Annotated in this window: 25 protein-coding genes; 7 read left to right on the top strand and 18 right to left on the bottom strand. The window is 34.8% G+C overall.

The window, feature by feature from the left end:
* Positions 1-4: 4 nt before the first annotated feature.
* Both gltX and ACFSQJ_RS14065 read right to left on the bottom strand, forming a co-directional pair.
* Complete coding sequence (gltX, locus tag ACFSQJ_RS14070; protein WP_377767607.1) at positions 5-1,537, bottom strand: glutamate--tRNA ligase; 1,533 nt, start codon at positions 1,535-1,537, stop codon at positions 5-7.
* A 49-nt stretch (positions 1,538-1,586) separates the two neighbouring features.
* A complete protein-coding gene (locus ACFSQJ_RS14065; protein WP_377767606.1) occupies positions 1,587-2,633 on the bottom strand; it encodes an alkane 1-monooxygenase in 1,047 nt (348 codons plus the stop codon).
* A gap of 74 nt (positions 2,634-2,707) precedes the next feature.
* Between ACFSQJ_RS14065 and ACFSQJ_RS14060 the strand changes: the two genes are divergently transcribed.
* The 7 genes from ACFSQJ_RS14060 (at position 2,708) to ACFSQJ_RS14030 (ending at position 11,083) form a co-directional block, all read left to right on the top strand.
* Entirely contained in the window at positions 2,708-6,172 is a 3,465-nt protein-coding gene (locus ACFSQJ_RS14060) for a hypothetical protein (RefSeq protein WP_377767605.1), read from the top strand.
* Entirely contained in the window at positions 6,162-6,584 is a 423-nt protein-coding gene (gene ybeY, locus ACFSQJ_RS14055; protein WP_377767604.1) for an rRNA maturation RNase YbeY, read from the top strand. The genes ACFSQJ_RS14060 and ybeY overlap by 11 nt, the downstream gene beginning before the upstream one ends.
* A 5-nt stretch (positions 6,585-6,589) precedes the next feature.
* Positions 6,590-8,458 carry a tRNA uridine-5-carboxymethylaminomethyl(34) synthesis enzyme MnmG gene (mnmG, locus tag ACFSQJ_RS14050; RefSeq protein WP_377767603.1) on the top strand — a complete coding sequence of 623 codons (1,869 nt, stop codon included), beginning with the start codon at positions 6,590-6,592 and terminating at the stop codon, positions 8,456-8,458.
* Complete coding sequence (locus ACFSQJ_RS14045) at positions 8,455-8,925, top strand: hypothetical protein (RefSeq protein ID WP_377767602.1); 471 nt, start codon at positions 8,455-8,457, stop codon at positions 8,923-8,925. Before mnmG ends, ACFSQJ_RS14045 begins: the two co-directional genes overlap by 4 nt.
* 212 nt (positions 8,926-9,137) lie before the next feature.
* Positions 9,138-9,545, top strand: coding sequence for a hypothetical protein (locus ACFSQJ_RS14040; protein ID WP_377767601.1), 408 nt, complete (start codon positions 9,138-9,140; stop codon positions 9,543-9,545).
* Complete coding sequence (locus ACFSQJ_RS14035; protein WP_377767600.1) at positions 9,523-10,353, top strand: class I SAM-dependent methyltransferase; 831 nt, start codon at positions 9,523-9,525, stop codon at positions 10,351-10,353. The genes ACFSQJ_RS14040 and ACFSQJ_RS14035 overlap by 23 nt, the downstream gene beginning before the upstream one ends.
* A gap of 223 nt (positions 10,354-10,576) precedes the next feature.
* Entirely contained in the window at positions 10,577-11,083 is a 507-nt protein-coding gene (locus ACFSQJ_RS14030) for an OmpH family outer membrane protein (RefSeq protein WP_377767599.1), read from the top strand.
* A gap of 138 nt (positions 11,084-11,221) precedes the next feature.
* On the opposite strand, the gene ACFSQJ_RS14025 is transcribed toward ACFSQJ_RS14030, so the two are convergent.
* The 16 genes from ACFSQJ_RS14025 to ACFSQJ_RS13950 all read right to left on the bottom strand — a co-directional run bounded on the left by ACFSQJ_RS14025 (position 11,222) and on the right by ACFSQJ_RS13950 (position 24,252).
* Positions 11,222-11,620 (bottom strand): DoxX family protein, encoded by a 399-nt coding sequence (locus tag ACFSQJ_RS14025; protein ID WP_377767598.1) that lies wholly within the window; start codon positions 11,618-11,620, stop codon positions 11,222-11,224.
* A 12-nt stretch (positions 11,621-11,632) separates the two neighbouring features.
* A complete protein-coding gene (locus tag ACFSQJ_RS14020) occupies positions 11,633-12,784 on the bottom strand; it encodes a DNA polymerase III subunit (RefSeq protein WP_377767597.1) in 1,152 nt (383 codons plus the stop codon).
* Between the two features lie 54 nt (positions 12,785-12,838).
* On the bottom strand, positions 12,839-13,618 hold the full coding sequence (locus ACFSQJ_RS14015; RefSeq protein ID WP_377767596.1) for a DUF6090 family protein: 780 nt from the start codon (positions 13,616-13,618) through the stop codon (positions 12,839-12,841).
* The gene (locus ACFSQJ_RS14010) at positions 13,618-14,355 is read right to left on the bottom strand and encodes a DUF6090 family protein (protein WP_377767595.1); all 738 of its coding nucleotides are present in this window, start codon (positions 14,353-14,355) and stop codon (positions 13,618-13,620) included. The genes ACFSQJ_RS14015 and ACFSQJ_RS14010 overlap by 1 nt, the downstream gene beginning before the upstream one ends.
* Positions 14,356-14,542: 187 nt before the next feature.
* Positions 14,543-15,277 carry a DUF6090 family protein gene (locus ACFSQJ_RS14005; RefSeq protein WP_377767594.1) on the bottom strand — a complete coding sequence of 245 codons (735 nt, stop codon included), beginning with the start codon at positions 15,275-15,277 and terminating at the stop codon, positions 14,543-14,545.
* Positions 15,278-15,411: 134 nt separating this feature from the next.
* Positions 15,412-16,137: a DUF6090 family protein gene (locus ACFSQJ_RS14000; protein ID WP_377767593.1), complete on the bottom strand. Its 726-nt coding sequence runs from the start codon at positions 16,135-16,137 to the stop codon at positions 15,412-15,414.
* A gap of 31 nt (positions 16,138-16,168) precedes the next feature.
* Positions 16,169-16,834, bottom strand: a complete 666-nt coding sequence (locus tag ACFSQJ_RS13995; RefSeq protein ID WP_377767592.1) for a DUF6090 family protein — start codon at positions 16,832-16,834, stop codon at positions 16,169-16,171.
* A 51-nt stretch (positions 16,835-16,885) separates the two neighbouring features.
* Complete coding sequence (locus ACFSQJ_RS13990) at positions 16,886-17,932, bottom strand: hypothetical protein (protein ID WP_377767591.1); 1,047 nt, start codon at positions 17,930-17,932, stop codon at positions 16,886-16,888.
* Between the two features lie 54 nt (positions 17,933-17,986).
* Positions 17,987-18,301, bottom strand: coding sequence for a GIY-YIG nuclease family protein (locus tag ACFSQJ_RS13985; RefSeq protein WP_377767590.1), 315 nt, complete (start codon positions 18,299-18,301; stop codon positions 17,987-17,989).
* A 224-nt stretch (positions 18,302-18,525) separates the two neighbouring features.
* A complete protein-coding gene (locus ACFSQJ_RS13980) occupies positions 18,526-19,314 on the bottom strand; it encodes a DUF6090 family protein (protein WP_377767589.1) in 789 nt (262 codons plus the stop codon).
* Positions 19,315-19,321: 7 nt separating this feature from the next.
* A complete protein-coding gene (locus ACFSQJ_RS13975; RefSeq protein ID WP_377767588.1) occupies positions 19,322-20,395 on the bottom strand; it encodes a hypothetical protein in 1,074 nt (357 codons plus the stop codon).
* A 160-nt stretch (positions 20,396-20,555) separates the two neighbouring features.
* On the bottom strand, positions 20,556-21,230 hold the full coding sequence (locus tag ACFSQJ_RS13970; RefSeq protein ID WP_377767587.1) for a DUF6090 family protein: 675 nt from the start codon (positions 21,228-21,230) through the stop codon (positions 20,556-20,558).
* Between the two features lie 48 nt (positions 21,231-21,278).
* The gene (locus ACFSQJ_RS13965; protein WP_377767586.1) at positions 21,279-22,001 is read right to left on the bottom strand and encodes a DUF6090 family protein; all 723 of its coding nucleotides are present in this window, start codon (positions 21,999-22,001) and stop codon (positions 21,279-21,281) included.
* Complete coding sequence (locus ACFSQJ_RS13960; RefSeq protein ID WP_377767585.1) at positions 21,994-22,746, bottom strand: DUF6090 family protein; 753 nt, start codon at positions 22,744-22,746, stop codon at positions 21,994-21,996. The genes ACFSQJ_RS13965 and ACFSQJ_RS13960 overlap by 8 nt, the downstream gene beginning before the upstream one ends.
* An 8-nt stretch (positions 22,747-22,754) precedes the next feature.
* Positions 22,755-23,525, bottom strand: coding sequence for a DUF6090 family protein (locus tag ACFSQJ_RS13955; RefSeq protein WP_377767584.1), 771 nt, complete (start codon positions 23,523-23,525; stop codon positions 22,755-22,757).
* Positions 23,518-24,252, bottom strand: a complete 735-nt coding sequence (locus tag ACFSQJ_RS13950; protein ID WP_377767583.1) for a DUF6090 family protein — start codon at positions 24,250-24,252, stop codon at positions 23,518-23,520. The genes ACFSQJ_RS13955 and ACFSQJ_RS13950 overlap by 8 nt, the downstream gene beginning before the upstream one ends.
* Positions 24,253-24,292: the final 40 nt, after the last annotated feature.

Here is a 24,292-nt window from a genome sequence, read left to right as displayed (position 1 = left end):
GTGCCTAGCCCAAAGTTTTGATTGCGTTCTCTATACGAACCAAACACGCTTCTTTACCTATCATTGCCAAAATATCAAAGAGGTGGGGGCCTTTTAAGTCGCCCACGATTACCAAGCGTAGTGGTCCCATGACCTTACCAAAGGAAAGTTCGTTAGAGCTTATCCATTCTTTGATTTTGGTCTCTAAATTTTTAGAGTTGAAATCAGAAGTATTTCTAATAATTTTTGCCACATCATGCAAAATTTGTGGGGTGTCTTCTTTCCACTGTTTTTTTACCGGTTTTTCGGCATAAGTAGTTGGTGCTTCAAAAAAGTAGCTGCCCAATTCCCAAAAATCAGAGGGGAAGTCTGCCCTTTCTTTTATCAATCCCACTACCTTTTCAACATAGCTGTCATTTCGAGCTTCGCGAGAAATCTCTTTTTCGGCCAACACCGAACTAAACAATTCAGCCAATTCTGCGCTGCTTTTGAGCTGTAACCACTGATGATTATACCATTTGGTCTTTTCAGGGTCAAAGCGAGCTCCAGATTTATTTACACGCTCTAAACTAAATTCTTGAACAAGATCTTCAAGGGAGAAGAGCTCCTGTTCCGTTCCAGGATTCCAGCCCAACATCGCTAAAAAGTTAACGACGGCTTCTGAAAAATAACCTGCTTCTCGGTAGCCTTCAGACTCGTTCCAAGACAATGGAAAAACAGGGAACCCTCCTTTTTCACCATCGCGCTTGCTCAGTTTCCCTTTCCCGGTCGGTTTCATAATCAATGGTAGATGTGCAAATTTGGGCGTATCCCAACCAAAGGCATTATATAATAACTGATGTAATGCCAAAGAGGGCAACCATTCTTCACCACGAATAACATGGGTAATTTCCATCAGGTGGTCATCTACAATATTAGCTAAATGATAGGTGGGCATGCCATCACTTTTAAAGAGAATTTTATCATCTAAAACATTCGTGTCGATTTCAATATCACCACGGATGATATCATTTAAATGCAATTTTTCATCTTGTGGAGACTTAAAACGAATCACATAGGGTTCACCAGAATCCAGTTTTGATTTTGTGTCCTCCGCAGACAGCGAAAGGGAGTTATCCAACTTTAAGCGATTATGCCAATTATAAATAAAGGTCTTGCCTTTGGCTTCATGGTCTTTGCGATGAAAATCTAATCGTTCAGAAGTGTCAAAGGCAAAATAGGCATGTCCTTTTTCTAATAATTCTAAGGCATACTGACTATATAGGTCTTTTCGCTCACTTTGGCGGTATGGACCAAAACGCTTTTCTTTTCCCGGGCCTGTTTTGAGCGGAGTCGAAGGGCCTTCGTCAAAAGGTATTCCGCACCAGTTCAAAGCTTCAATGATATAGTCTTCGGCGCCTTCTACATAACGGTTTTGGTCTGTGTCTTCTATGCGCAACACAAAATCTCCACCATGTTTTTTGGCGAACAAATAATTGAATAATGCCGTGCGAACACCACCTATATGAAGTGGCCCTGTTGGACTTGGGGCAAAACGAACCCGAACTTTTTGACTCATTATTAAAAATTGAGCCACAAAGGTAATGAACTCTTTTAAGCTGAATCGACTATATAGTCAGTCTCATTTCTTTTGGAATACGCTTGTTCATAATGCTAAACCAAAGCGGTGGAATAAAAGATAAAACCATAGATGTAGGATACCCATAGGGCATTTGCGGAGAGATATCATGATAATCTAAAGTTTGGTATTTTTTTGAAGATTTGTAGTGATGGTCACTGTGCCTTGTTAGTTCGTAAAGCACAATTCTACCGATGATGTGATTACTGTTCCATGAATGGCATTCTCTCACTCTTTCGTAACGGCCTGAAGGCAATTTGAAACGTCTTAAACCATAATGCTCAATATAGTTAACAGTTTCTAGTAATAGAAAACCGACTACACCGGCGGCTAAAGCGAATAAGGCGCCTAGTGGTCCGAAAAATATGAAGACAAAAACAAGGTAAGCAAGCTGAATAAGGGTATAGAAAAACATGTCGTTTTTTAAAGAGAAGAAATTTTTATTTTCAGTCTTTAAGAGTTTGTGTTGAATTTTCCATGCGTTTAGATATTGCCGCAGTGTTGAGGTAAACCAAAACGAATAAACAGATTGATTATACTGTGCGGTGGCTGGGTCTTCTTTTGTAGCGGCATGGGCGTGGTGCCCAAAGTTATGTTCAATATAAAAATGCATATAAAAAGACGGCAGCAATAATAGTTTGCCCAAGTAGCGCTCAAAGGTTTGTTGCCTATGCCCCAATTCATGGGCTACATTAATACCGTTTACGCCAAATACGATGCCTATGGAAAATACTAGCCCTATAAACTCATAAAGTGCATAAGATTGTTGGGTAATATCCCATAAGGTAAATAGCATAAACCCAAATACTATAGGAATATTTAGATAGAGCATCCAATCAAAGAGCTTGTTTTTCGATTTAATTTCAACTTCTTCAACCTCTAGGTTAGAAGCATCATGAGGCAACATAACCTCAAGTACGGGAATAATAACAAAGGCATAAAAAGGAGTAAAAAAACTCATATATCCTTTAAAATAGATGCTGATTGCAGCAGAGATTGGTATCGTTAAGGCCGCTAGATACTTTAAATCCTTCATATCGTCTATTTTAACATAAAATTTTCAGCCCCATTTTGAAACAACGGGTATCTTGGTATTAAATATAGCGGATTTTGGACAGTTTTAATAGTATACTTGAAAAGCTAAACGCCTTTACCAAAAAGTATTACACTAAACTTTTGGTAAAAGGGCTTCTGTTATTTATAACCCTTGGGCTACTTTTTTTCTTGATCATAACAGCTGTGGAGTATTTTCTTTGGTTGGGGTCTACCTTACGTCTTGTATTATTATTGGTTTTTGTTGGCATCGAGTTGGTTCTTCTTTATCGTTTTATTTTGACCCCTTTGTTTTATCTATTTAAGGTAAAAAAGGGCATTTCAAAAAGAGAGGCCTCTTTGTTAATCGGAAAGCATTTTCCTGATGTGGCCGACAAGCTGGTTAACCTTTTAGATTTGGCTGAGAGCAATCAAGCGTCAGACTTGCTTGTTGCGGCAATAGAACAACGCTCTCAAGAAATGAGACCAATCCCTTTTGTGAAAGCTGTTGATTTTAATGAGAATTTTAAATATGCGAAGTACGTTTTGATTCCTGTTTTGTTGTTTGGGTTGATATGGTTTTCTGGTAATATCGCGGCGTTTTTTGGCTCGTATAAACGGGTAGTAAATTATGACGTGGCCTATGAACCGCCTGCGCCATTTTCTTTTCAACTGCTCAATGAGAACTTAAATGTATTAGAGGATGAGGCTCTCACACTAAATTTAATTACTGAAGGAAAGGTAAAACCAGAAAACGTTGCAGTAGTTATTGATGGAAAAGAACTATTTATGCAAGAAGTGGACGGACAGTTTCAATTTACTTTTCAGGCTCCAATTAGCTCAACTGATTTTTACTTTTCGGCGAACGGATTTGATTCTAAAGTGTATAACGTTATTGTGGGAAAAGTTCCAGCAATTCAAAATTTTGAAATGAACTTGGCCTACCCAGGATATCTTGGTAAACGAAATGAAGTTTTAAAGGGTACGGGTAATGCCACAATTCCTGAAGGAACAAAAGTTACTTGGAGTATTATTGGCGCACACACTGATGCCTTAGATTTGATAACAACAGACACAATACGTGGTTTTCTAAAGGATTATTCCCGATTCACGCTTTCAAAATCGATTTATTCGGATTTAGATTATGAGTTGGTCACTTCAAACGCTAATGTGAAGGCTTACGAAACTTTGGGCTACCAACTAGAGGTTGTTAAAGATGCTTACCCTTCGGTTAAAGTCGAACAAACGTTGGACTCTTTGAATCCGAATCTATCCTATTATGCCGGGTTGGCTGCTGATGATATTGGGTTGAAGAGTATTAGCTTGGTCTATTATCCTAAAAACAAACCACAGCTTGGTAAAAAAGTGGTTTTGCTTCAGACCAAAAGCAATGTAGAACAGTTCTATTATACATTTCCGTCAGGCATAAACTTACAAGAGGGTGAGGATTATGATTTATACTTCGAGGTGGTGGATAATGACGGCCTACGAAATGGCAAATCTACTAAAAGTCAAGTGTTTAGCACTACTGTATTGAATGATAATCAATTGAAAAACAAGGAGTTAGAGTCTCAAAAGTCAATTTTGCAGAACTTAGATAAGTCTTTGGAGAATTTCAAGGAGCAAAAAGAAGAGCTACAGAAAATTAACGACAGACAGAAGGAGAACAGTAATCTTAATTTCAATGAACAGAATCAGATAAAGGATTATTTACAAAAGCAGGAGGGTCAAGAATCGATGATGCAAAAGTTCAGCAAAGAACTTAAAGATAATCTGAATAAGAGTGAGAATAATGATGAGTTGAACGAACTGTTAAGAGAGCGTTTAGAGCGTCAAGAATTGGAGGCAGAAAAGAACAAAAAGCTTTTAGAAGAATTAAATAAAGTTGCCGATAAGATTAATAAAGAAGATTTAAAGAAACGATTGGAAGAGCTCAGCAAGAAACAAAGTAACAGTGAACGTAATTTAGAGCAGCTTTTAGAATTGACCAAACGGTATTATGTAACGGAGAAAGCTTCACAGTTGGCAAAAGAATTGGACAAACTGGCTGAACGACAGAGGTTACTATCGGAGCTGAAACTTGGTGAAGAATTTTCTAATGAACAGCAAGAACGGTTGAATGGGAAATTTGAAGAAATTTCCAAAGAGTTATGTGAACTCCAAAAAGATAATCAAGCTTTAAAAAAGCCATTGGATATTGACATCAGTGAACAAAAACAAGAAGCGGTTAAAAAGGATCAGCAAGACGCTTTAGAAGAAATAAACAAGCATCAGGGCATAGAGGAGTCTTCCCAGAGTGAAGAAAAACGAAATGCCGAGAATAACGCTTCAAAAAAGCAAAAGTCGGCCGCACAAAAAATGAAAGAGATGAGCAAAAGTTTGGAGCAAAGTTCATCTTCATCCGGAGGCGGTTCATCTATTGCAGAGGATGCTGAGATGCTGAGACAGATTTTAGACAATCTTATTACATTTTCGTTTAAGCAAGAAAAGTTATTTGATAATATTCAAGAAGCTAGAGGTAATATTTCTGAGTTTTCAAGTACGGTACGTCAACAAAAAGAATTACGTGGACTTTTTGAGCATGTAGATGACAGTCTTTTTGCCTTATCATTACGTAGGGCCGAACTTTCAGAAGTGGTTAATGAGCAGATAACGGAGGTGTATTATAATATAGATAAATCTTTGGAGAGTATAGCGGAAAATCAAATGTACCAAGGGGCTTCATATCAGCAGTATGTATTGACAGCGTCGAACACCTTAGCGGATTTTTTGGCCAAGCTGCTGGACAATATGCAGAAGAGTATGCAGTCTGGTTCTGGCCAGGGTAAAGGAGATGATTCACAGTTGCCAGATATTATCAAAGGACAACAAAGCTTACAAGAAAAGATGGGGCAACAGGGGCAATCTGGTAAACAAGGAAAACAGGGTGGAGAAGGAAAAGGCGAAAAAGGTAAAGATGGCGAAAGTGGAAAAGAAGGAAATGAAGGTAAAGAAGGTAGTTCTGGAAAAGAGGGTGATGGAGGGAATAATGGTGAAAATGGCAAAGATGGTGAAGGAAAAAATGGAAAAAAGGGTGATGGAAAGGGAAATAGTGAAGGCCAAGGAGGTAATGGACAATCTGAAGAACAGTTAAGAGAAATCTTTGAAATTTATAAGGAACAGCAAGTTTTGCGCAATAAACTGGAACAGCAGTTGAAGAATATTCTACAACGGGATAAACAGGACTTAGCAAAAAAGTTGGTTCAACAAATGGAAGATTTCGAAAATGATTTGTTAGAAAACGGAATAACGCAGCGCACGGTGAATAAGATGAATAGAATTCAACAACAGTTGTTAAAATTAGAAAATGCGGCTTTGAAGCAAGGGGAGAAAAAAGAGCGAGAAAGCAAAACAAATGTAAACCAGTTTGAAAATCCCATTTTGACAAAACCGGCCTTATTGAACAACAAAAGCAATACCATTGAGATTTTAAATAGACAAGCCTTACCTTTGCGGCAAAATTATAAGCAAAAGGTTAAGAACTATTTTAAAGATGAAGGTTGATTTTCACTACGAAGTAGATTTTAGGTTAGAAGATAGTTTAAAGTTTTCCGATTGGATAAGTAGGATTATAGAAAAGGAGAATTCATCATTGGGTAATTTGAGCTATATTTTTTGCGATGATGAGTACCTAAGTAACATCAACCTAGAGTATTTAAACCACGATACGCTTACCGATATTATTACATTTGATTATACAGAAAACAATACCATATCTGGTGATGTTTTTATATCTGTAGAGCGTGTGAAAGAGAATGCCGAAGGCTTTAAGGTTGAATTTAGAACGGAGTTATTGAGAGTGATGAGTCATGGCGTTCTACACTTACTAGGCTACAATGACAAGGGAGAAGAAGAGAAGGCTGAAATGCGAAATAAGGAAAGTGAAATGATAGAATTGTTCCACGTGGAACAATAAGAATTATGTTTGATAAAGAATACGATGTAATAGTAGTTGGTGGAGGTCATGCAGGTGCGGAAGCAACTGCCGCCGCTGCCAATATGGGGTCAAAAACTTTGTTGATTACCATGAACCTTCAGACTATTGGGCAAATGTCCTGTAATCCTGCTATGGGCGGAATTGCAAAAGGACAAATAGTTAGGGAAATTGACGCATTAGGGGGATATAGTGGTATTGTAACCGACAAGTCTGCAATACAATTTAAGATGCTTAATAAATCTAAGGGTCCGGCGATGTGGAGTCCAAGGGCCCAGAATGATAGAATGCGTTTTGCTGAAGAGTGGCGTCTGGCTTTGGAGAATACCCCAAATGCGGATTTTTACCAAGAGATGGTTTCCGGCTTGCTGGTCGAAGGGGATAAAGTTGTTGGGGTCCGAACTTCTTTAGGGATAGATGTGAGAGCAAAGGCGGTTGTGTTGACAAACGGAACCTTTCTAAATGGACTAATCCATATTGGAGAAAAACAATTTGGTGGCGGCCGGGCAGGCGAAAAGGCGGCTACAGGAATAACAGAACAATTGGTTGATTTTGGCTTTGAAAGTGGTCGTATGAAGACAGGCACGCCACCAAGAGTTGATGGAAGGTCGTTGGATTATTCTAAAATGATTCTTCAACCGGGCGATAATAATCCTGAAAAATTCTCTTATTTAGAGACACCAAAATTAAAGGAACAACGCGACTGTCACATGACCCATACGAGTCAATTGGTGCATGATTTATTACGCGAAGGTTTTGACCGGTCTCCAATGTTTAATGGCAGGATTAAAAGTATCGGCCCTCGATATTGCCCCTCCATAGAAGATAAAATTAATCGATTTGCGGATAAGAGTTCACATCAAATCTTTGTAGAGCCGGAAGGATGGCATACTGTTGAGGTTTATGTAAATGGTTTTTCAACCTCCTTGCCAGAAGATGTTCAATATAAAGCTTTGAAATCTGTCGTAGGTTTTGAAAATGTAAAGTTCTTTAGACCAGGTTATGCTATCGAATATGATTATTTTCCACCCACCCAATTAAAACATACTTTGGAAACGAAGTTGGTGAATAACTTGTATTTCGCAGGTCAAATTAATGGAACAACTGGTTATGAAGAGGCGGCGTCTCAAGGCTTGATGGCAGGCATCAATGCCCATTTAAAGATTAATGAGAAAGAGCCTTTTATGCTTAAAAGGGATGAGGCCTATATAGGGGTTTTAATAGACGATTTAATCACAAAGGGCACAGAAGAACCTTATCGTATGTTTACCTCAAGAGCCGAGTATAGAACTTTGTTACGTCAAGACAATGCAGATTTAAGATTGACTCCAAAGGGTTATGAGCTAGGTTTGGCCAAAGAAGAACGTCTTAGAAGGATGGAAGAAAAGGAAAAGAACTCCGATAAGTTTGTTGCGTTTTTTAAAAACACGAGTTTTACTCCAGAGGAAATCAATCCAATTCTTGAAGAGGTTTCATCTTCTCCGGTAAAGCAATCTGATAAAATGTTCAAGGTTTTTTCACGACCTAATGTGACTATGGACCATATGCTGCGATTAGATGCTGTTTCCAATTTTGTGGCTGAACATAATTTGGACACCGAGGTTTTGGAGCAAGCAGAAGTACAGGTAAAATACTCAGGATATATTGCCAAGGAAAAAAACAACGCAGATAAATTATTGCGCTTAGAAAATATTAAAATACCAGAAGATTTTGATTATAGAAAATTGAAATCATTGTCATACGAAGCTCGTGAAAAGTTAGAGGCAATTCGACCGGTTACGATTTCTCAAGCTTCGCGGATAAGTGGTGTTTCACCATCCGATATCAGTGTCTTGTTGGTTTTCTTGGGCAGATGATTAACAGTATCTTTTTTAGGCAGCAGAAACCGCTTACTGTGAAAATACTGGGCATAAGTTTTGGCGTATTAGCGGTGCTTGCAGCCATGGAAAACATAAACGAATTAGAGCCCGTTGTTACGATGGCCTGCATCAGTTTAATTTTGCTATCGTATTCAATTTCTTTTGAAATTAGGCAAGATTATATTCACAAAAAACATCTCAAGTTGTTTGGCTTGAGCCTATTTAAATGGAAGTTGCATTGTATTGAACCAGAATATGTGACGGTATTTTCTACAAGCAGTTCTAAAGGTTCAGATTGGGGTCCGGTTGCAGCGATGAACGGCAAATTAAGCGAGCAAAATTATGTCGTAAGAATTTTTAGAGGCAGGCAGTATTTTACCTTATTAAGAACGAAATCTAGGTCTTTGGCAGAAACCAAGGCCAATGATTTGGGCGAGCTTCTTGGTGTAGAAACTCGTTTCTAATCAAGAGGTGTTCCACGTGGAACATTGTTTTGGTCTAGTTTTTGATATTAGTGATTTCAACTAATTAAAAAACCAAAATGAGAAAAGCCATCGCCATAGTGTTAGGATTGGTGTTCTTTAACGCCTGCATCCCGCTGCGTATTGCACCAACGATTTCTGATTACAAATTGACCTAAGGAAAGCGCTTTAAAAAAGGTCTGCCCGAAAAAACAGTGTTCGCTTTTGAAGACCCAAAAGATGCCGACGCTTTCTACAACTATATTAACATCAAGTATCAACTTGAAGATTACTATGTTGATGTAGAGGTGCCATTTAAGATTGATGATAACGAATACTTTCTTTCATTTTACGAGGTAGAGATACCAGATAAATCACTGAATCTTTTGACTATGGCAGTAGATGTCGCTTTGGTAGCCTCAGATAGTGAGCCCATGTTATCAGATTCTTATGCAACAAGAGATGGCAATTGGTATATCGCTATTGAGGTTTTTAGTGCTACGGAGAAGGATTGTTTACATGAAAACTCCCCTTCAAGAGCCGAAGTTTTATCTTATCTTCGGGCGATAAAAGAGGAATACCTTTCTACGCATAATTATAATGAAACCTTATTTAAAAACTAAAGACTATTCTGTTTCTCAAGAAGAGTTTGAATTACGCCATGATGAAGAGCGCGATATGTTGGTTACATTTCCTGAGCCTAAAGACTTAGAAAAGTATTATGAAAGCGAGGCGTATATTTCTCATACAGATTCTAAAAAGACTTTAGTTGATAAGCTTTATCAAATTGTAAAAAGCTATAGTTTAAAGAAAAAGGTTTCGTTATTAAATTCTTTTAATAGTTCAGAAAAAACACTTTTAGATATTGGAGCGGGAACTGGAGATTTTCTTGTCGTTGCAAAAAATCATGGCTGGCAAATTGAAGGAGTAGAACCAAATACAAATGCTAGGGCTAGAGCAAAGGAAAAAGGAATACATCTTCATTCTAACCTAGAGCAACTAAAAAGTAAAAGTTTTGAAGTGATTACCCTTTGGCACGTATTGGAACACTTACCCAATCTTGAGAAACAAATCAAGGACATTGTTTCTTTTTTAGATGAAAACGGAACTATGGTAATTGCCGTGCCCAATTTTAAATCATACGATGCAAAATATTATGGTAATTTTTGGGCGGCTTTTGATGTGCCAAGACATCTTTGGCATTTTTCTAAAAAATCAATCGAGCAACTTTTTAAGCCTCACGGATTACAACTTATAGAAAGTAAGCCAATGTTATTTGATTCGTTTTATGTTTCCCTGCTTTCTGAAAAATACAAATCCGGAAGACAGCGCATGATAAAGGCTTTTTGGATCGGTCTTAAATCTAACCTTAAGGCAAATGGCTCTAAAGAATACTCTTCACATATTTATATCCTTAAAAAAGACGTTTAAAGCCTTTTAAGAGCGCTTTGTTATTATGGGCACTTATTGCTATGTCAAATAAAATTATATGCAAAATAGGCCTGTTTAATAAGTCAAAAATCAATAGGCAGAATAAATTATAATTTAAAAAAGAAATAGATAAAATCTATTTTAGAGCAAAAACAATAAAATCATAAACTTTCAAGAATTTGAAATCGCTTTTTATATTTTTGCCGAATCTAAAATCAGACAGATGAAAAAATTAGCAGTAGTTGTAATTGTTGTTTTAATGGCTGCATGTCAACAAAATAAAATAGGTTATGTAGATAACTTAAAGTTAATGGATGGCTATCAAGAAAAGATAGACATTGAGGCTAAGTTTAAAACTAAAGCAGATGCATTAACTAAAAAAAGGGATAGTATTTCTCAGGCTTTTCAAATAGAGGTTCAAGCTTTCCAAACCAAAGCTCAGAGCATGTCTCAGAAGAAGGCACAAGAAGAGTATGGCTTAATTCAACAAAGAGGTCAATTTATGGGGCAGCAATTGCAGCAAGAAGAACAAGCAATGCAAGCAGCCGGCCAGGTAGAAATGGACACTGTTGTGAGCAAAGTAAAAGAACAAATTAAGGCATATGGAAAAGCCAACAGCTACACTTATATTTTAGGTGGTGGTGATGGAGGAAGCGTTCTCTATGGAACTGATGCACAAGACCTTACGGATGAAATCCTTAAGATTTTAAACGACAATTACAAGAAGTAAAAGACTTCGCAAAAGCATAAAAAGCCTCAACAAAATGTTGGGGCTTTTTTATTTCGTTTCCATTTTCCCTTGGACTGCATTTCGACAGGCTCAATGGCCTCGCTCAGGGTGACATGGAGGAATGACGACACAAAGATGCTACTGCAACAAAAACAATAGAAAAACAGTAGGCACTAAATAGATAACAATAGTTTGAGCCCCCACATAATCTTTATTAATTCGTTGTCCCAGGAAAAGCATTAACAATGCCAAACAAGAGGTTAAAGCTCCATAAAGGGCAAAAACTTTATTGTCATGAAGTAGTAAATGAATTATTCCTGCTATAGAAAGAATTCCAGCTGCTATTTCAACAACAGTAATAATACCGAGTAATAAAGGCACAGAATTTTTAAATGGCGATTTAGAAAAATGACCTGTTAACCAAGAAAGGTTGCCTTTCCAATCTTTGACTTTATCAATTCCACTTTGTAAAAAAGTAATTACTAAAAAAATAAGCAATACAATTTCTGTTGCGTTTTTATAAAAATGCAAATCCATAGTTGTTGGTTTTTATGCAGCTTTGGTATGTAAAAGCCGAGTTAGTTTTATAGATAAATCGGTAAAAATTATTTTGGCATTTCCGTTACGTTCCACGTGAAAAATAGCCTCTTCCAATTCTGTTGTGATGTCTTGAATATTGTTTTCGTGCACAAAGGGGGCAAACTTTTTTAGATCGAATCCGTCCATATGTATCTTGGCATATACTAGTTCATTAGCATTAAAGTTCATTAGCATTGCCTGGCGCATGATGGTTATACAATAGTGTAAAAATTTTTTTTGAACCTCGCGACCATGTTTGGCTAGCTCATTACTCCAATTAATAAGCTCATGAATAGCAGCTTTATTTCCTTTAGCTTTAAAAGCACTGCGTACCCATTGCACAAACCATTTTTCGAAAACCAAATCTTCGGAATCGTTGTTCATTAAATCGAGAGCCTTATTAAAGTTTCCGTTTGCCTCGTGTGCCAAACGATTTGCTTCTGCCTCGGCAAGCCCTTTTTTCATTAATTCACTTGCTATTATGCTTTGTGGTAGCGGAGCAAAATGAATGACTTGACATCTAGATTTGATGGTATTTATGATTTGCTCTTGATCTTCCGTTATAAAAATGATAACCGTATTATTTGGTGGCTCTTCAATGAGTTTTAAAAGCTTGTTTGATGCTGCGATATTCATTTTCTCGGCCATCCAAACAATGAGAATTTTATAGCCTCCTTCGTACGATTTTAAAGAAAGTTTTTTAACGATATCTTGGGCTTCATCAACCCCAATTTGGCCTTGTTTTTTTTCTATGCCGATAGCACGGTACCAATCGAATAGATTTCCATAAGGTTGTTCTTTTACAAACTTGCGCCATTCTTCTAGATAGTGGTCGCTAACAGCGTGGCTTTTCACCTTATCGGAGTTAGATACCGGAAAAGCAAAATGCAGATCAGGGTGGGTTAAAGAAGCGCATTTGGCGTTACACACTTGATTTTCGCCATCGTTTTCACCATTGGTATTTTGGCAAAGAACATATTGCGCATAGGCGATAGCCAAAGAAAGTGTTCCTGTCCCTTCTGCACCTACAAACAATTGTGCATGCGGTATGCGGCCAGCTTCTGCCGTTGTGGTCAAGTGTTTTTTTAAATGGCCAAGCCCTAAGACCTCTTTAAACTGCATAAAGCAAATATACGTTTTAGTGTAACAGGTTTTTAGAGAAGAATTTGGTTACGGTTATTGTTTTTCCAGCTCTTTTTCAAGCATAGTTATGGTGGACAAAATAAAATCTTTTAGGTTCAGTTCATTAATGACTACATAATCGTGATTATGCTTATGATGCCATACTTGGTTCTCGAATTCCATTAAATCTTCTTTTGGTAAATTAAACCTGAAAGGTGATTTTTCTTTGTAAGTCTTCAAATAGTTATTCTTATCAAAAGGCAATTTTTTGGTGAGCTCACCATTGGCCAGGGGAAACCGCTCCATCAAAAATGGCATTAAATTCATGGTGTAATTATCTGATCTAAAAAGAATATCCTCTTCGCAGTCAATAATTAAGGTCAACCAATTACCCAATTGTTCCCGGATTGCCCCGTTTTTTAGAATGCTTAATTTTCCCGAATTCACTATTTCACTAGAAACCCCAGTTATGGCATCAAAAGAATTGAAAGCACCAATGTTAATCAATAATTCATCGACCAAGTCAGGATTTTCTTCCAATGAATTTAATCGTATGATTTGAGTAAGAGCAGCACAAGATTGATTGACTTTATTATTAACCTTGATAGATTCGTCCAACGAAGTTAAATTATATTGGAATTCTTCTTTTAAACTAGTCAGTAATTCTATTTCTTTTTTGTCTTCAATCCGCTGTTGGTTCCAGGTGTTTATTTGAAGTGCCAAAAGAATCCCAATGACCACAAGTAAAATTTCACCAAGGGCATATTTAAAATACTTGCCTGTTTTGTTTTCCATGAGAAGGTTTTGACGGATTTTTCGAAAGAATTTAATCATTAATAGGCTTTTAGTTCAGTTTCTATTAAATTTCGTAGGCTGTTATTAAGTGTTAAACTTCTATTCTTAATTCCGTTTATGTTGGATTTTAATTTAAAATTTGCTTCAAATAAAATTTGTTGAAAATCAGTGTTCTTGCTAATTTTTATAAGATCTTCTTTACTTATCATATTTACTTTGTCGGCATCTAGAGTCTCAAACTGGCTCTCTAAATTATAAGCTTCCTTTAGCCCTAAATAGGGTCTAATTTTATCTTTAACGATACTAATAAACTCATTCATTTCGATTACTCCTAAGTTTAAATCTTCATTATAATCAATAAGTTCTTTTCTAATCGTCTCATTATTTAATTGACTTACTAATAATGATGACGTTTTTAAACTCGGTGCTTCAAAAGTTACGTAACGTCTAATGCTTCTTGGGTTTTCAGTTAATGGCTCATTAGAGTTTTTGTAACCAATATTATAAAGTTGTTGGTGTAAGCTATTTATTTCTGATAGCACTTTAAGATTTGAGTCGAAAGCAATAGAATCTAGTTTAAGATCTTCGAGAAGTTTGTTGAGTTTAGTAACCTCAGTTAGTCTGGCTTTCCTGTTCTCATTCCAATTATTAATCTGCAACGCAATCAGAATCCCAATAACCACAAGCACAATTTCGCCAATGGCGTATTTAAAGTACTTGCCTGTTTTGTTTTGGTCAAGTAGTGATTTGCGAATTTTACGGAAGAATTTAATCATGATCTTTGTTTTTTTTTGTCATTTCGAATGGATATGAGAAATCTCAAATGAGATTCCTCGTCGCTTTCACTTCGACTCCGCTCAGTGTCATAGCTCTACAGGAATGACAAAATATATGGTTTTGGTTAATTAGTGAACGACGGATATGGCGGAAGAATTTAATCATTAGTTAGTGGTCGTACTTTTGTTATTTTTCTAATTTCCGTTCAATATCATTAATTATACTTTGCTGTATATCAATTAATTTTGTTGCCCGTTGAAAAATCATTTCTGCATTTATATTCCTTATTTTAATTTGATTCTCAAAAACTGGATTTGATAAAATTGATTTTTGATTAACTGGAAAATAGCTTTGGTCATCTTTTAATATAGAATGCTTGAAATTTTTTGATTGATAATTTTTTGTCAAAAATGGATAAATATGACTATTAAATTGGTCATAAGTTAACTTTAAACTATAGCTATACAATTCATAAGTTAATCTCCAATTTGCAATTTCATTTTTGAGCTGATAATCATTAATCGTTTCAAGTTTTTCTGAAGATATCATTGCGTTAAGAGCTTTAAATTCTGGTATAAAAGCTACTGCCCACATCAAAGTATCAAGCTTACTTAAAGAAATTTGTTTCGGATCAGGATTTATTAAATCTGACAGTTCTTTTGTCTTTAATTTTACAAATCTGTGATAGGAATTAATTCTTTTTAATTCTTCTTGATTCGCTTCAAATTCACTTAATAAATTCACCAAGTACTCTCGCTCTTCAGCGTCTTTTTTGTTAACTTCATTCCAGTTATTAATCTGAAGGGCAATAAGAATCCCAATAACCACAAGTAGAATTTCACCAAGCGCATATTTGAAGTACTTGGTTGTTTTGCCTTCTGAAAGGAGGTTTTGCCGAATTTTTCTAAAAAATTTAATCATAGTTCTAAATTTTCCCCTCTTGGGAGGGGATTAAGGGGTGGGTTCTAAAAGAGTCATCAAATTTTGTTTTACCCACCTCTTTTGGTTCTCCTCAAAGGAGGAGAGGGCTTTGGGAATATGTCTGAAAAATTTAATCATTTTGAAAGCTCTTGACTTATTAAGTTTAAAAATTCATTTGTGTAAGTTCTAACTACCCTTGATTCTTTTTTGGTCCATTCACAAAGAGATAGGATGTTAAAAATATAGTCATCAACCTCTTGGTTTTTAATATATTCATGGACTGATTTAACTCTATTTTCTTTACTGAAAAAGTATTGTTTTTCCTGCCAAACACCTTCAAATAAATCTTTAATAGAAAAGTTTTGCGTTAAAAAAGGGTCGTAATTATTAATATTATATTGTCTCAAATCTTGCTCATATTCTCTTAATCTATCTACTTGACCAGACCAATTGGTAAGTCTTGTTTTTAATTCGTTATTAGTAATGAGGTAAAGCTTTCCAGAGGATAAAAGTTCATTTGTTGTTCCCAATACGGGGTCAAAAGTTGGGGTATTATAGGTCCAAGCTATATAAAATCTAATAGTATCGAGAGGAAATTCAGAAAGACTATTCTCTGTTTTTATTTTGAAGAGCTGCTCCGCAGAATTAATCATCTTCTCACGCATATTGTCTTTTCTGCCTAATTCTTCTAAGTTTTCTTCAAACTCACTTTTTAGTTGTAATAAAATTTGTTGTTCTTGTTTATTGTTAATCCGGTTTTGATTCCAATTATTAATCTGAAGTGCAATAAGAATACCTATAACCACAAGGATAATTTCACCAAGGGCATATTTAAAATACTTGCCTGTTTTGTTTTCCATGAGTAGGTTTTGACGGATTTTTCTAAAGAATTTAATCATTCAACTCGTTGTTTATAATTTCTATAATTCTGTCTATTAGGGTCGAGACTTTTATGAGTCTGCCATTACTGCCACTCCAGTTATCTCGATTTAGGATTAAAAGGTTTCTAATTTCGCCACCAATTTTTAACTCTGAGTAATCTTGTAAATCGACTAATTTTCCAAAATTGTGTGTTACCACATTTTTCTTGAGAATGGGTATCCAATCATTATTGAACATTTTTTCTAGGTCATAACATGCTATATTAGCCGCAACCGCTTGATCATCGTAATACATACCGAGGAGAAATTGAAGTTGGTTATTGGATATTTTATCTATGCCTTTAGATTTAAGTACTTCGTAAGCATTGGTTAATGCCCTAAATCTATCGAACCGTACAACATCACCTAGCCAATATTTAATACTGTCGTTAATTGTTATTGATGAATCTTCTGCTAAAATTTTATCAAGTGATGAAACTGCGTTTTCGGCATTAGTAGTATAGTTATTTAATACTAATTTATCTTTAATGAGATTTGCTCTTATTTGAGTCAGAATCTCGTTTTCAAATGTTTCATTTTTTCTGTTTTCATTCCAATTATTAATCTGTAAGGCAATGAGAATCCCAATGACCACTAATAGAATTTCGCCAATGGCGTATTTAAAATATTTTCCCATTTGATTTTTTTGGATTAGTGAGCGACGAATATGACGGAAGAACTTGATCATCTATTCAATTAATAAATAGCCTTTGTTTACGGCTATATACTTGTTGATGCATGTATCATTTTCATCTATTTGCTCTATAATTATAGTATAGTCACCATTTAAACCAGCATATTCTGGTCTGGTATCTGAAAATTCATTAGGGTTTAAAGTTTTGGAATCACCGACCTTACCAGCATTCATGACCTTTATCGTAATTTCTTTATCACTTAAATTTCCTATTAAATAGCCTCTTCTTAGTTCATTATTATTTGTGATATTTTGTGTTTTGCAATCAACCTCTTTAAAGGGTTTCATACCTAAAGAATTATATAAACGCGCTAATTCTTGACATCCATAATTTTCTCTAACCATCTTAATGGTACTTAAAAGCGCAACATTCTGGACTCTAAACCTTGAGAGTAAATCATAATATTCCTGAGTACGCACCCAATTTAACTCTACTATTTTTTGATATTCAGTGTTGTTTAACATATAGTTACAACGCTGTTCAAATGATACACTATCGAGTTTGACCATAGAAACTTGTTGGGTAAGTATTTCAACATTTTTGTCGAGATTGCTATAAAGTGTTTCCCAAGCCTGGTCTGCAAAATTTTTTCTAGTTACAAGTAGCTTTACGGCATCAATTATAGGCATGAATTCTTTTGATGCATATTCCTCTTTATTTAAAAGCGCTTCTATATTCTCAGTTTTAGGTGAATGTACCCTCCAATTGGCAGTAACCGTACTTATTAAATCATTTGCTCTGTAGTCATCTATGGTGTACTGCTTATACAGTACTTTTTTTTGTATGTTATCTTGAATTTTATAGAATTCAAGTGTACGCGTAGTATTTTTAAAGTTATAGACAAGATCTTCTTCAATGGCTGTAATGGTTTCGTTAATAACTTGTACGTGTTTGCGTTGTTCATTACGATTATTAAACTGCAAAGCAATCATAATACCAATGACGACGAGAATGATTTCACCTATAGCATAGAGTAGGTACTTTGAGAACTTGTTCTCAGAGAGTAGTTTTTGACGGATTTTCCGAAAGAATTTAATCATAGTTTAGTGTTTTTGTCATTCCTGCGAAGGCAGGAATCCACTTGCAAGTCCATTTTATACATCTTTAAAATTAGGCCAATCTTTTGATAAGTCGCTCCAAGTAGGGTTCTCTGCTTCAATTATATCTTTTTTCCATTGACGCTTCCATTTTTTCATGTTCTTTTCCCTTTTAATCGCATCATTGACGTATTGAAAGGTTTCGAAATAAACTAATCGATTAAGGCTATATTTTTTAGTGAAGCCTTCAACAAGTTTGTTTTTATGTTCGAACATTCTACGCTCTAAATCGTTAGTAACTCCAATGTATAATGTTCCGTTATACTTATTTGATAGTATGTATAAGTAATACTGATGAACATTTTTATGCATTATACTTATTTATTCTTTGTGGATTCCTGCCTTCGCAGGAATGACAAATCGGTTTTATGTTTCACCACAGGGCAATTTCGCCAAGGGTCATATGCTTGCGCAGTTCTTTAGCGTAGGCAATAAGTTTGGGGTTGTATGGGATGATTTTTCTCATCGTTGTACCCACCCCTTTGTCCCCTCCCAAGAGGGGAATTTAATAGGATGGATTCTGCGAGAGAATTTTATCATTCGTTTAAATCTTGTTCTATTAAATCAAGCATTTCTACAATACGCTGTCGTAAACTCATTGCCTGACTATTGGCTATTTTTGCATAAGAAGCACATTGCGCAATATGACTTTCAAATTGTTCATCATCCAATAATTTTGACACCTCTATTTTCTTTGCAGAATTTCCTAAATCAATCTCTGTTTTTGTGCCTTTATCTAAATGGAAAGATGCGAGAACATTGTCTTTCCAATATCGATTTAAAAGATTTCTTAAAATACCTTTTTGAGCTAGCATAGGCATATATTCATTATTTCTAACAAGCATCCAGGCCTGCTCTTCTTCGGTAACCTGAATGACTTCACTCGTCCATCGAGCCAGACGCTCTTTTAGATTTCTATTTTGCAGTAACTGTATTCTTCCAGAGCTATTAATATCATTAACAATGGGGTCAAAGGTTGGACTTACTGCTGTATGTCCTATGTATATTATAATAGAATCCGTATCTCGAGTTTCTGGATAGTCAATGTTGTGAAGTAATTTTAATGACGCGGAAATCTTCTGTTTGCGCATCTCAATTTTTTGGTCCAATTGCTCTAGATTACTTTTAAATTCTGATTGTAACTGGGTAAGTAATTCTTGCTCTTGAGCCCTTTCTTTTCTGTCCTCATTCCAGTTGTTGATTGACAACGCAATCATAATCCCAATAACCACAAGCACAATTTCGCCTATGGCATATTTAAAGTATTTAGCTGTTTTGCCTTCTGAAAGCAGGTTTTTACGGATTTTTCTAAAGAATTTAATCATTATAATACTATTCAATTAGTATGAAACCATTTTCGATACCTTCATATTTTTTAATACAATTACCTTCAACAAGTAATTCCACCACAACTTTTTCTCGAATTCTATTTTTTGCAGCATTAACCATTAATTCTCCGGGTTTCAACTTTAAAATACTAACAACGTTATTATCGTAATTTTGCCATTTCAATTCAATCTCTCTATTTGTGCTGTTGTAAAAGGGAAGATGAACCTGTCTTTCATACTCATCATTGTTTTTAGGATGGTTACACGTTTTTTCTTTAAATGGAAGCATATTATACTTGGTAAATAGTTTAACTATCTCATCTTTTTTATAATTTTCCCTTATCCTTTTTATTTCTGCAAGAATGGTAAGACATGCATTTTTTATACTAATACCTTCTCTTACTAAATCACTCATGTTCCATTTATATGCTTTTAAATAATTTTTGTATGAGAAATTGTTTAGGTAAAATTCGACTTCTTCTTTTAATTGGAGAGAATCAATTCTTTCATTTGAAATTTTACCATACCAAGACTGATTGGTAATAAGAAATTGTGTATAATTTGAATATTGTTTTTGATATTGTGTTTCAAAAATATTATGACGCCTTTCAATTTTCAAAATCTTCTTTAAACTTGGTATTAAAACTTTAAATTTTTCTGGGAAATTTTCTTGATTTTTAACTAAAGCATTAATATCATCCAAGTTAAAGTCAAATTTGTCCTCTCTTATCAAATTTCTTAAACCAGAATCCATCATAAAATCATTTTTGGTTACTTCATTTGATAAGATTTTATCCATTTTTAAGAGAGAAGCCCTAAAAAGAGGTATTTCAAAATTTGCTTCTTCTATATTCTCTATGAGCTCATTTTCGAGCGCATCGAGTATAAGGTCAAAATTTTTAGCTTGTAAATTTTTTTCATTCCAATTATTTACCTGTAACGCTAAAAGAATACCTATCATGACAAGTGCTATTTCACCAATAGCGTATTTAAAGTACCTGCCTGCCGGCAAGGCAGGTTTGCCTGTTTTGCCTTCTGAAAGTAAGCGTTGGCGTATTTTTCTAAAGAGTGTGATCATAGTTCTAAGTTTTCCCCTCTTGGGAGGCGTTGGCTGGGTATATCGAAGCAGATTAAGGTGTGGGTATCAATACTACTGAATTCAAAACCCACCCCCGGCCCCTCCATGGAGGGGAGCATATTTGAGCGGATTTTACGGAAAAATTTTAGCATAAATGTGTTTAAAGTTCTTTTAATTCAATTTCAATGGTTCTTTGTAACCCATCATTCTCAACAATGGCAGTTTTTAAAAGATTAAGCTCAAATAGTTTTACATTTCGTTGGTATTTTATCAATTTAATAAGTACCGGATTGTCTAGTTCATTTTTTATTGTTGTCCCATCTACCCTCATAGCCATATCATGGTCAACATTGCAGTTTAGCATATAGGGAATTACATTATCATTTGTGAATGTTTCGCCATATTCCGAGCATACACGAAGCCGTTCATATGTTTGCTCATAATAGCTAGTAATATCAGCTTTTAATTCATGATTAGCCATGGAAGCAAAGAGTCCACTATTTTTTAAACCTGAGTAAGAATTATTGCTTTTATAGAAGTAGAAATAATTATCTAAAATCAAAAAAACAGAATCTAAACCAATAGTCCCATATTCTTTTTTGGCAAGTTTTGTAAGATAGTTGAACCTTTTTGTGTCGCCTTTTTGAAATCCGGTTAATTGAACTTTATCCTGCTTAAGGTCATTCAGAATTTGTGCAAGGGCTATTTTTAATTCACCTTGTTGGTTTTTATCCTCATTCCAATTGTTAATCTGTAGCGCAATAAGAATACCAATTACTACGAGGATAATTTCGCCAACTGCGTATTTAAAATACTTACCTGTTTTGTTTTCCATGAGCAGGTTTTGACGAATTTTCCGAAAGAATTTAATCATTGGTATGTCTTAATCTAATTGATTAATTAGGTTTTGTGTTTTTTCTAAGGACTTATTTAGAATCTGTTTTCTTACATTTAAATTGAACAACCTGCATGTTAATAAACCATTAAACATACTATTAAGTGCTTTTGTATCTACACTCTGCCAATATACATCTTGAAGTGGCCCTGTAATAGCAGAAGAGTCGTCAGGGAATTTGAGCATAAAAGATTCCAGTAGATTGTAGTAAATATCTACGTTGGTATTATTAACGCCGATAAACAAGTCCCTGTCTCTATAATATTTTTGGATTTCATTTGCTATTTCATTTTTAAGCAAATTAATCTTACCGGTTGATTCTAATGAATTAAATGTTGTTTTGTCTAATGTTCTCGAACCATTGAAGCCCGTTCTGTATTCGTGTCTAACAATTTGTATCAATGTGTCTGAAGTAGCAGTGGCACTAGATAACCTTTTCGCTAAAGAATTGCTTAAATCTAGTTCCTTCTCTATATATTCTAAATCAAGATTCATCAATTCGATATCTGCCTTTAATTCGCTTTGCAAGGCTTTTTTAAGTTGAATTGCCTGTTCTTGCTGTTTTCTTTGTTCGTTAAAGTTGCTCACTTGTAATGCAATCAAAATACCAATCACCACGAGAATAATCTCGCCTATTGCATAAAGTAGATATTTAGAAAATCGATTTTCTTGCAATAATTTTTTGCGAATTTTTCTAAAGAATTTAATCATTGGCCTTTTGTTTTGTAGCATCAATTATTTGGTCAATAAGTTTATCTGTTTCTTCACAACGTTCTATAACTTGTTGATTAAACCAAAGATGATTATCTAAATAGTTTTCAAATTCTATTTCTTGAAACAATGGATAGTAATCTGGTTTTACTTTAGATTTTCCAGACCAAGAATAATTACTATTCATATCCATTTGCTTAAAGGATACTTTGTCTAATAAGTAAGGTATAAACTGTTCATTTGCCCAAGCATCTAATTTGCCCATGCGTGTTTTTCTAATTTCAGATAGTGTATTCCATTTATAAAGTAAGTCAGTAATAGTATCTTTTTTTAGAAGGTTTAATTTTCCACTTTGCATAATGTTTTTAATAGTATTATCAGCAAAAGCAAATTCACTTGCACTAAAAACTACATAGAATAGGCTATCTAAATTATGTTTATAAAGTTCTTCTTTTGATACTCCAATTAAACTCATTAGTTTCTTTTCAGTATTCGCTTGACTTTTAATTTCAGTCAAAAAATCTTTTAAAACCTTTTTATTTTCTTTAAAATCAGCATGCAATTTTGCAATCACCTCTTTTTCTTCCTTTTGTTCGATGCGGTTTTGGTTCCAGTTGTTTACTTGTAAGGCTAGTAAAATACCAATCATTACTAGTATAATTTCGCCAATGGCGTATTTAAAGTACTTGGTAGTTTTACCTTCTGAAAGCATGTTTTGACGGATTTTTCTAAAAAATTTAATCATGGATTGTTTTATTCTGCATCGCACTTAGCACTTAATAACTTGTAAGGTTTTTCCATTAGCGTATTTATAATTTCAAAATGCTGTTTTTGCCTATCTGCAATCGCAACATTAAAAATCAACACCTTTTGTAAGTTTTTGTAATAGCCACTACTTGGGTCTTTGTGCCAATCATTTTTTGGAAGAGTAGCCACAACTTCAGCACCAATTAAGTCATTGACATAATCAAATTCGTAAATGCCAAAATCAATGGATGTGTTTATGAGCTTAAAAATCTCATTAATTAGTTCTTCTCTATTTTCCCTAAGAATGATGAGCTTGTCGTCTAATTGGCTATTAAACTCAAGCAGGCTATTCCTAATGCGCTCATCTCTTAATAGTTTAATGTTTCCTGAAGACACTAAATCCTGATAGGTAATATTTCTGGGCAAGTAGGTGTCTGTTCTGTACGCTTTCAAAAATTTATTAACCAAAAAGCTCTTGTCCTTTTCTCCTGATGCTAATTCTAGCATAAGTTCCTTACTAAGTTTAACCCTTTCGTCTGCCTTTAAATTAAGTTCTTCACGAAGTATTATATCTGCTTCAAAATCCGCTAAGAGCTTGCAATAGTAAGTAGCTTCTGATGCATTGTTTTTCCTCTGGTCATTCTGGTTATTGATACCAAGTGCTATTAGTATACCAATGATGACAAGAACGATTTCACCAATGGCATAGATGAGGTATTTACTGAACCGGTTCTCTTGAAGCAGTTCTTGTCGGATTTTTCGGAAGAGTTTAATCATTACTATTGGGTTTTGAAAGCTCAATAATGTTATCTAATGTTTCTTGTACTTTTTTCAATTCTCCACTAGAAACTAATATTTGATTAACTAAATCGTGATTATTTTTTACTAAATATTCAAACTCTAAAGTTTGTAATGCATCAAAATTATTTCGCTCATCTTTAAAATTATAATTCCAATCAAAATGTTTAGACATATATGCGTCATATTGATTTATTATATAATCTCTTGAGCGTAATTCTTCTTCTTGATAATCAGTAATCAAATCATTCCAAGAAATCAATAAATCGCGTAAGGTTTCATTTTTAATGATATCAAAAGATGAGGTGCTCGCAAGTGCGTTAATACTCGTTTGTGAAGGATTAAAAGTAGCGCCTGCAAATGACCAAAATAGTTGAAAACTTAAGGAATCTAAAACTGCAGGTTTAGGCTTTGATTTTATTGGAAATAACTTTATAATCTTTGTACTATTGTTATGTGAAATTCTATGTTGAGCTACAACAGAATCTAACTGTTTTCGGTTTTGTTGAAACTCTTTATGAATGTTTGCTAAAATCGCAGTTTCTTTATTAGAATTTATTCTGTTTTCATTCCAGTTGTTAATTTGTAGTGCTATAAGGATTCCCATGACAACCAATAGTATTTCGCCAATGGCGTATTTAAAGTACTTGGTAGTTTTACCTTCTGAAAGCATGTTTTGACGGATTTTTCTAAAGAATTTTAGCATATGGTTAGTTGGTTATTTTGGACATTTCGAACCGAGTTTG

The sequence above is a fragment of the Croceitalea marina genome (assembly GCF_042684265.1).
Taxonomy (GTDB): Bacteria; Bacteroidota; Bacteroidia; order Flavobacteriales; family Flavobacteriaceae; genus Croceitalea; species Croceitalea marina.
Note: the sequence above shows the minus strand (reverse complement) of the source record. Positions and strands in the feature narration are given on the sequence as shown.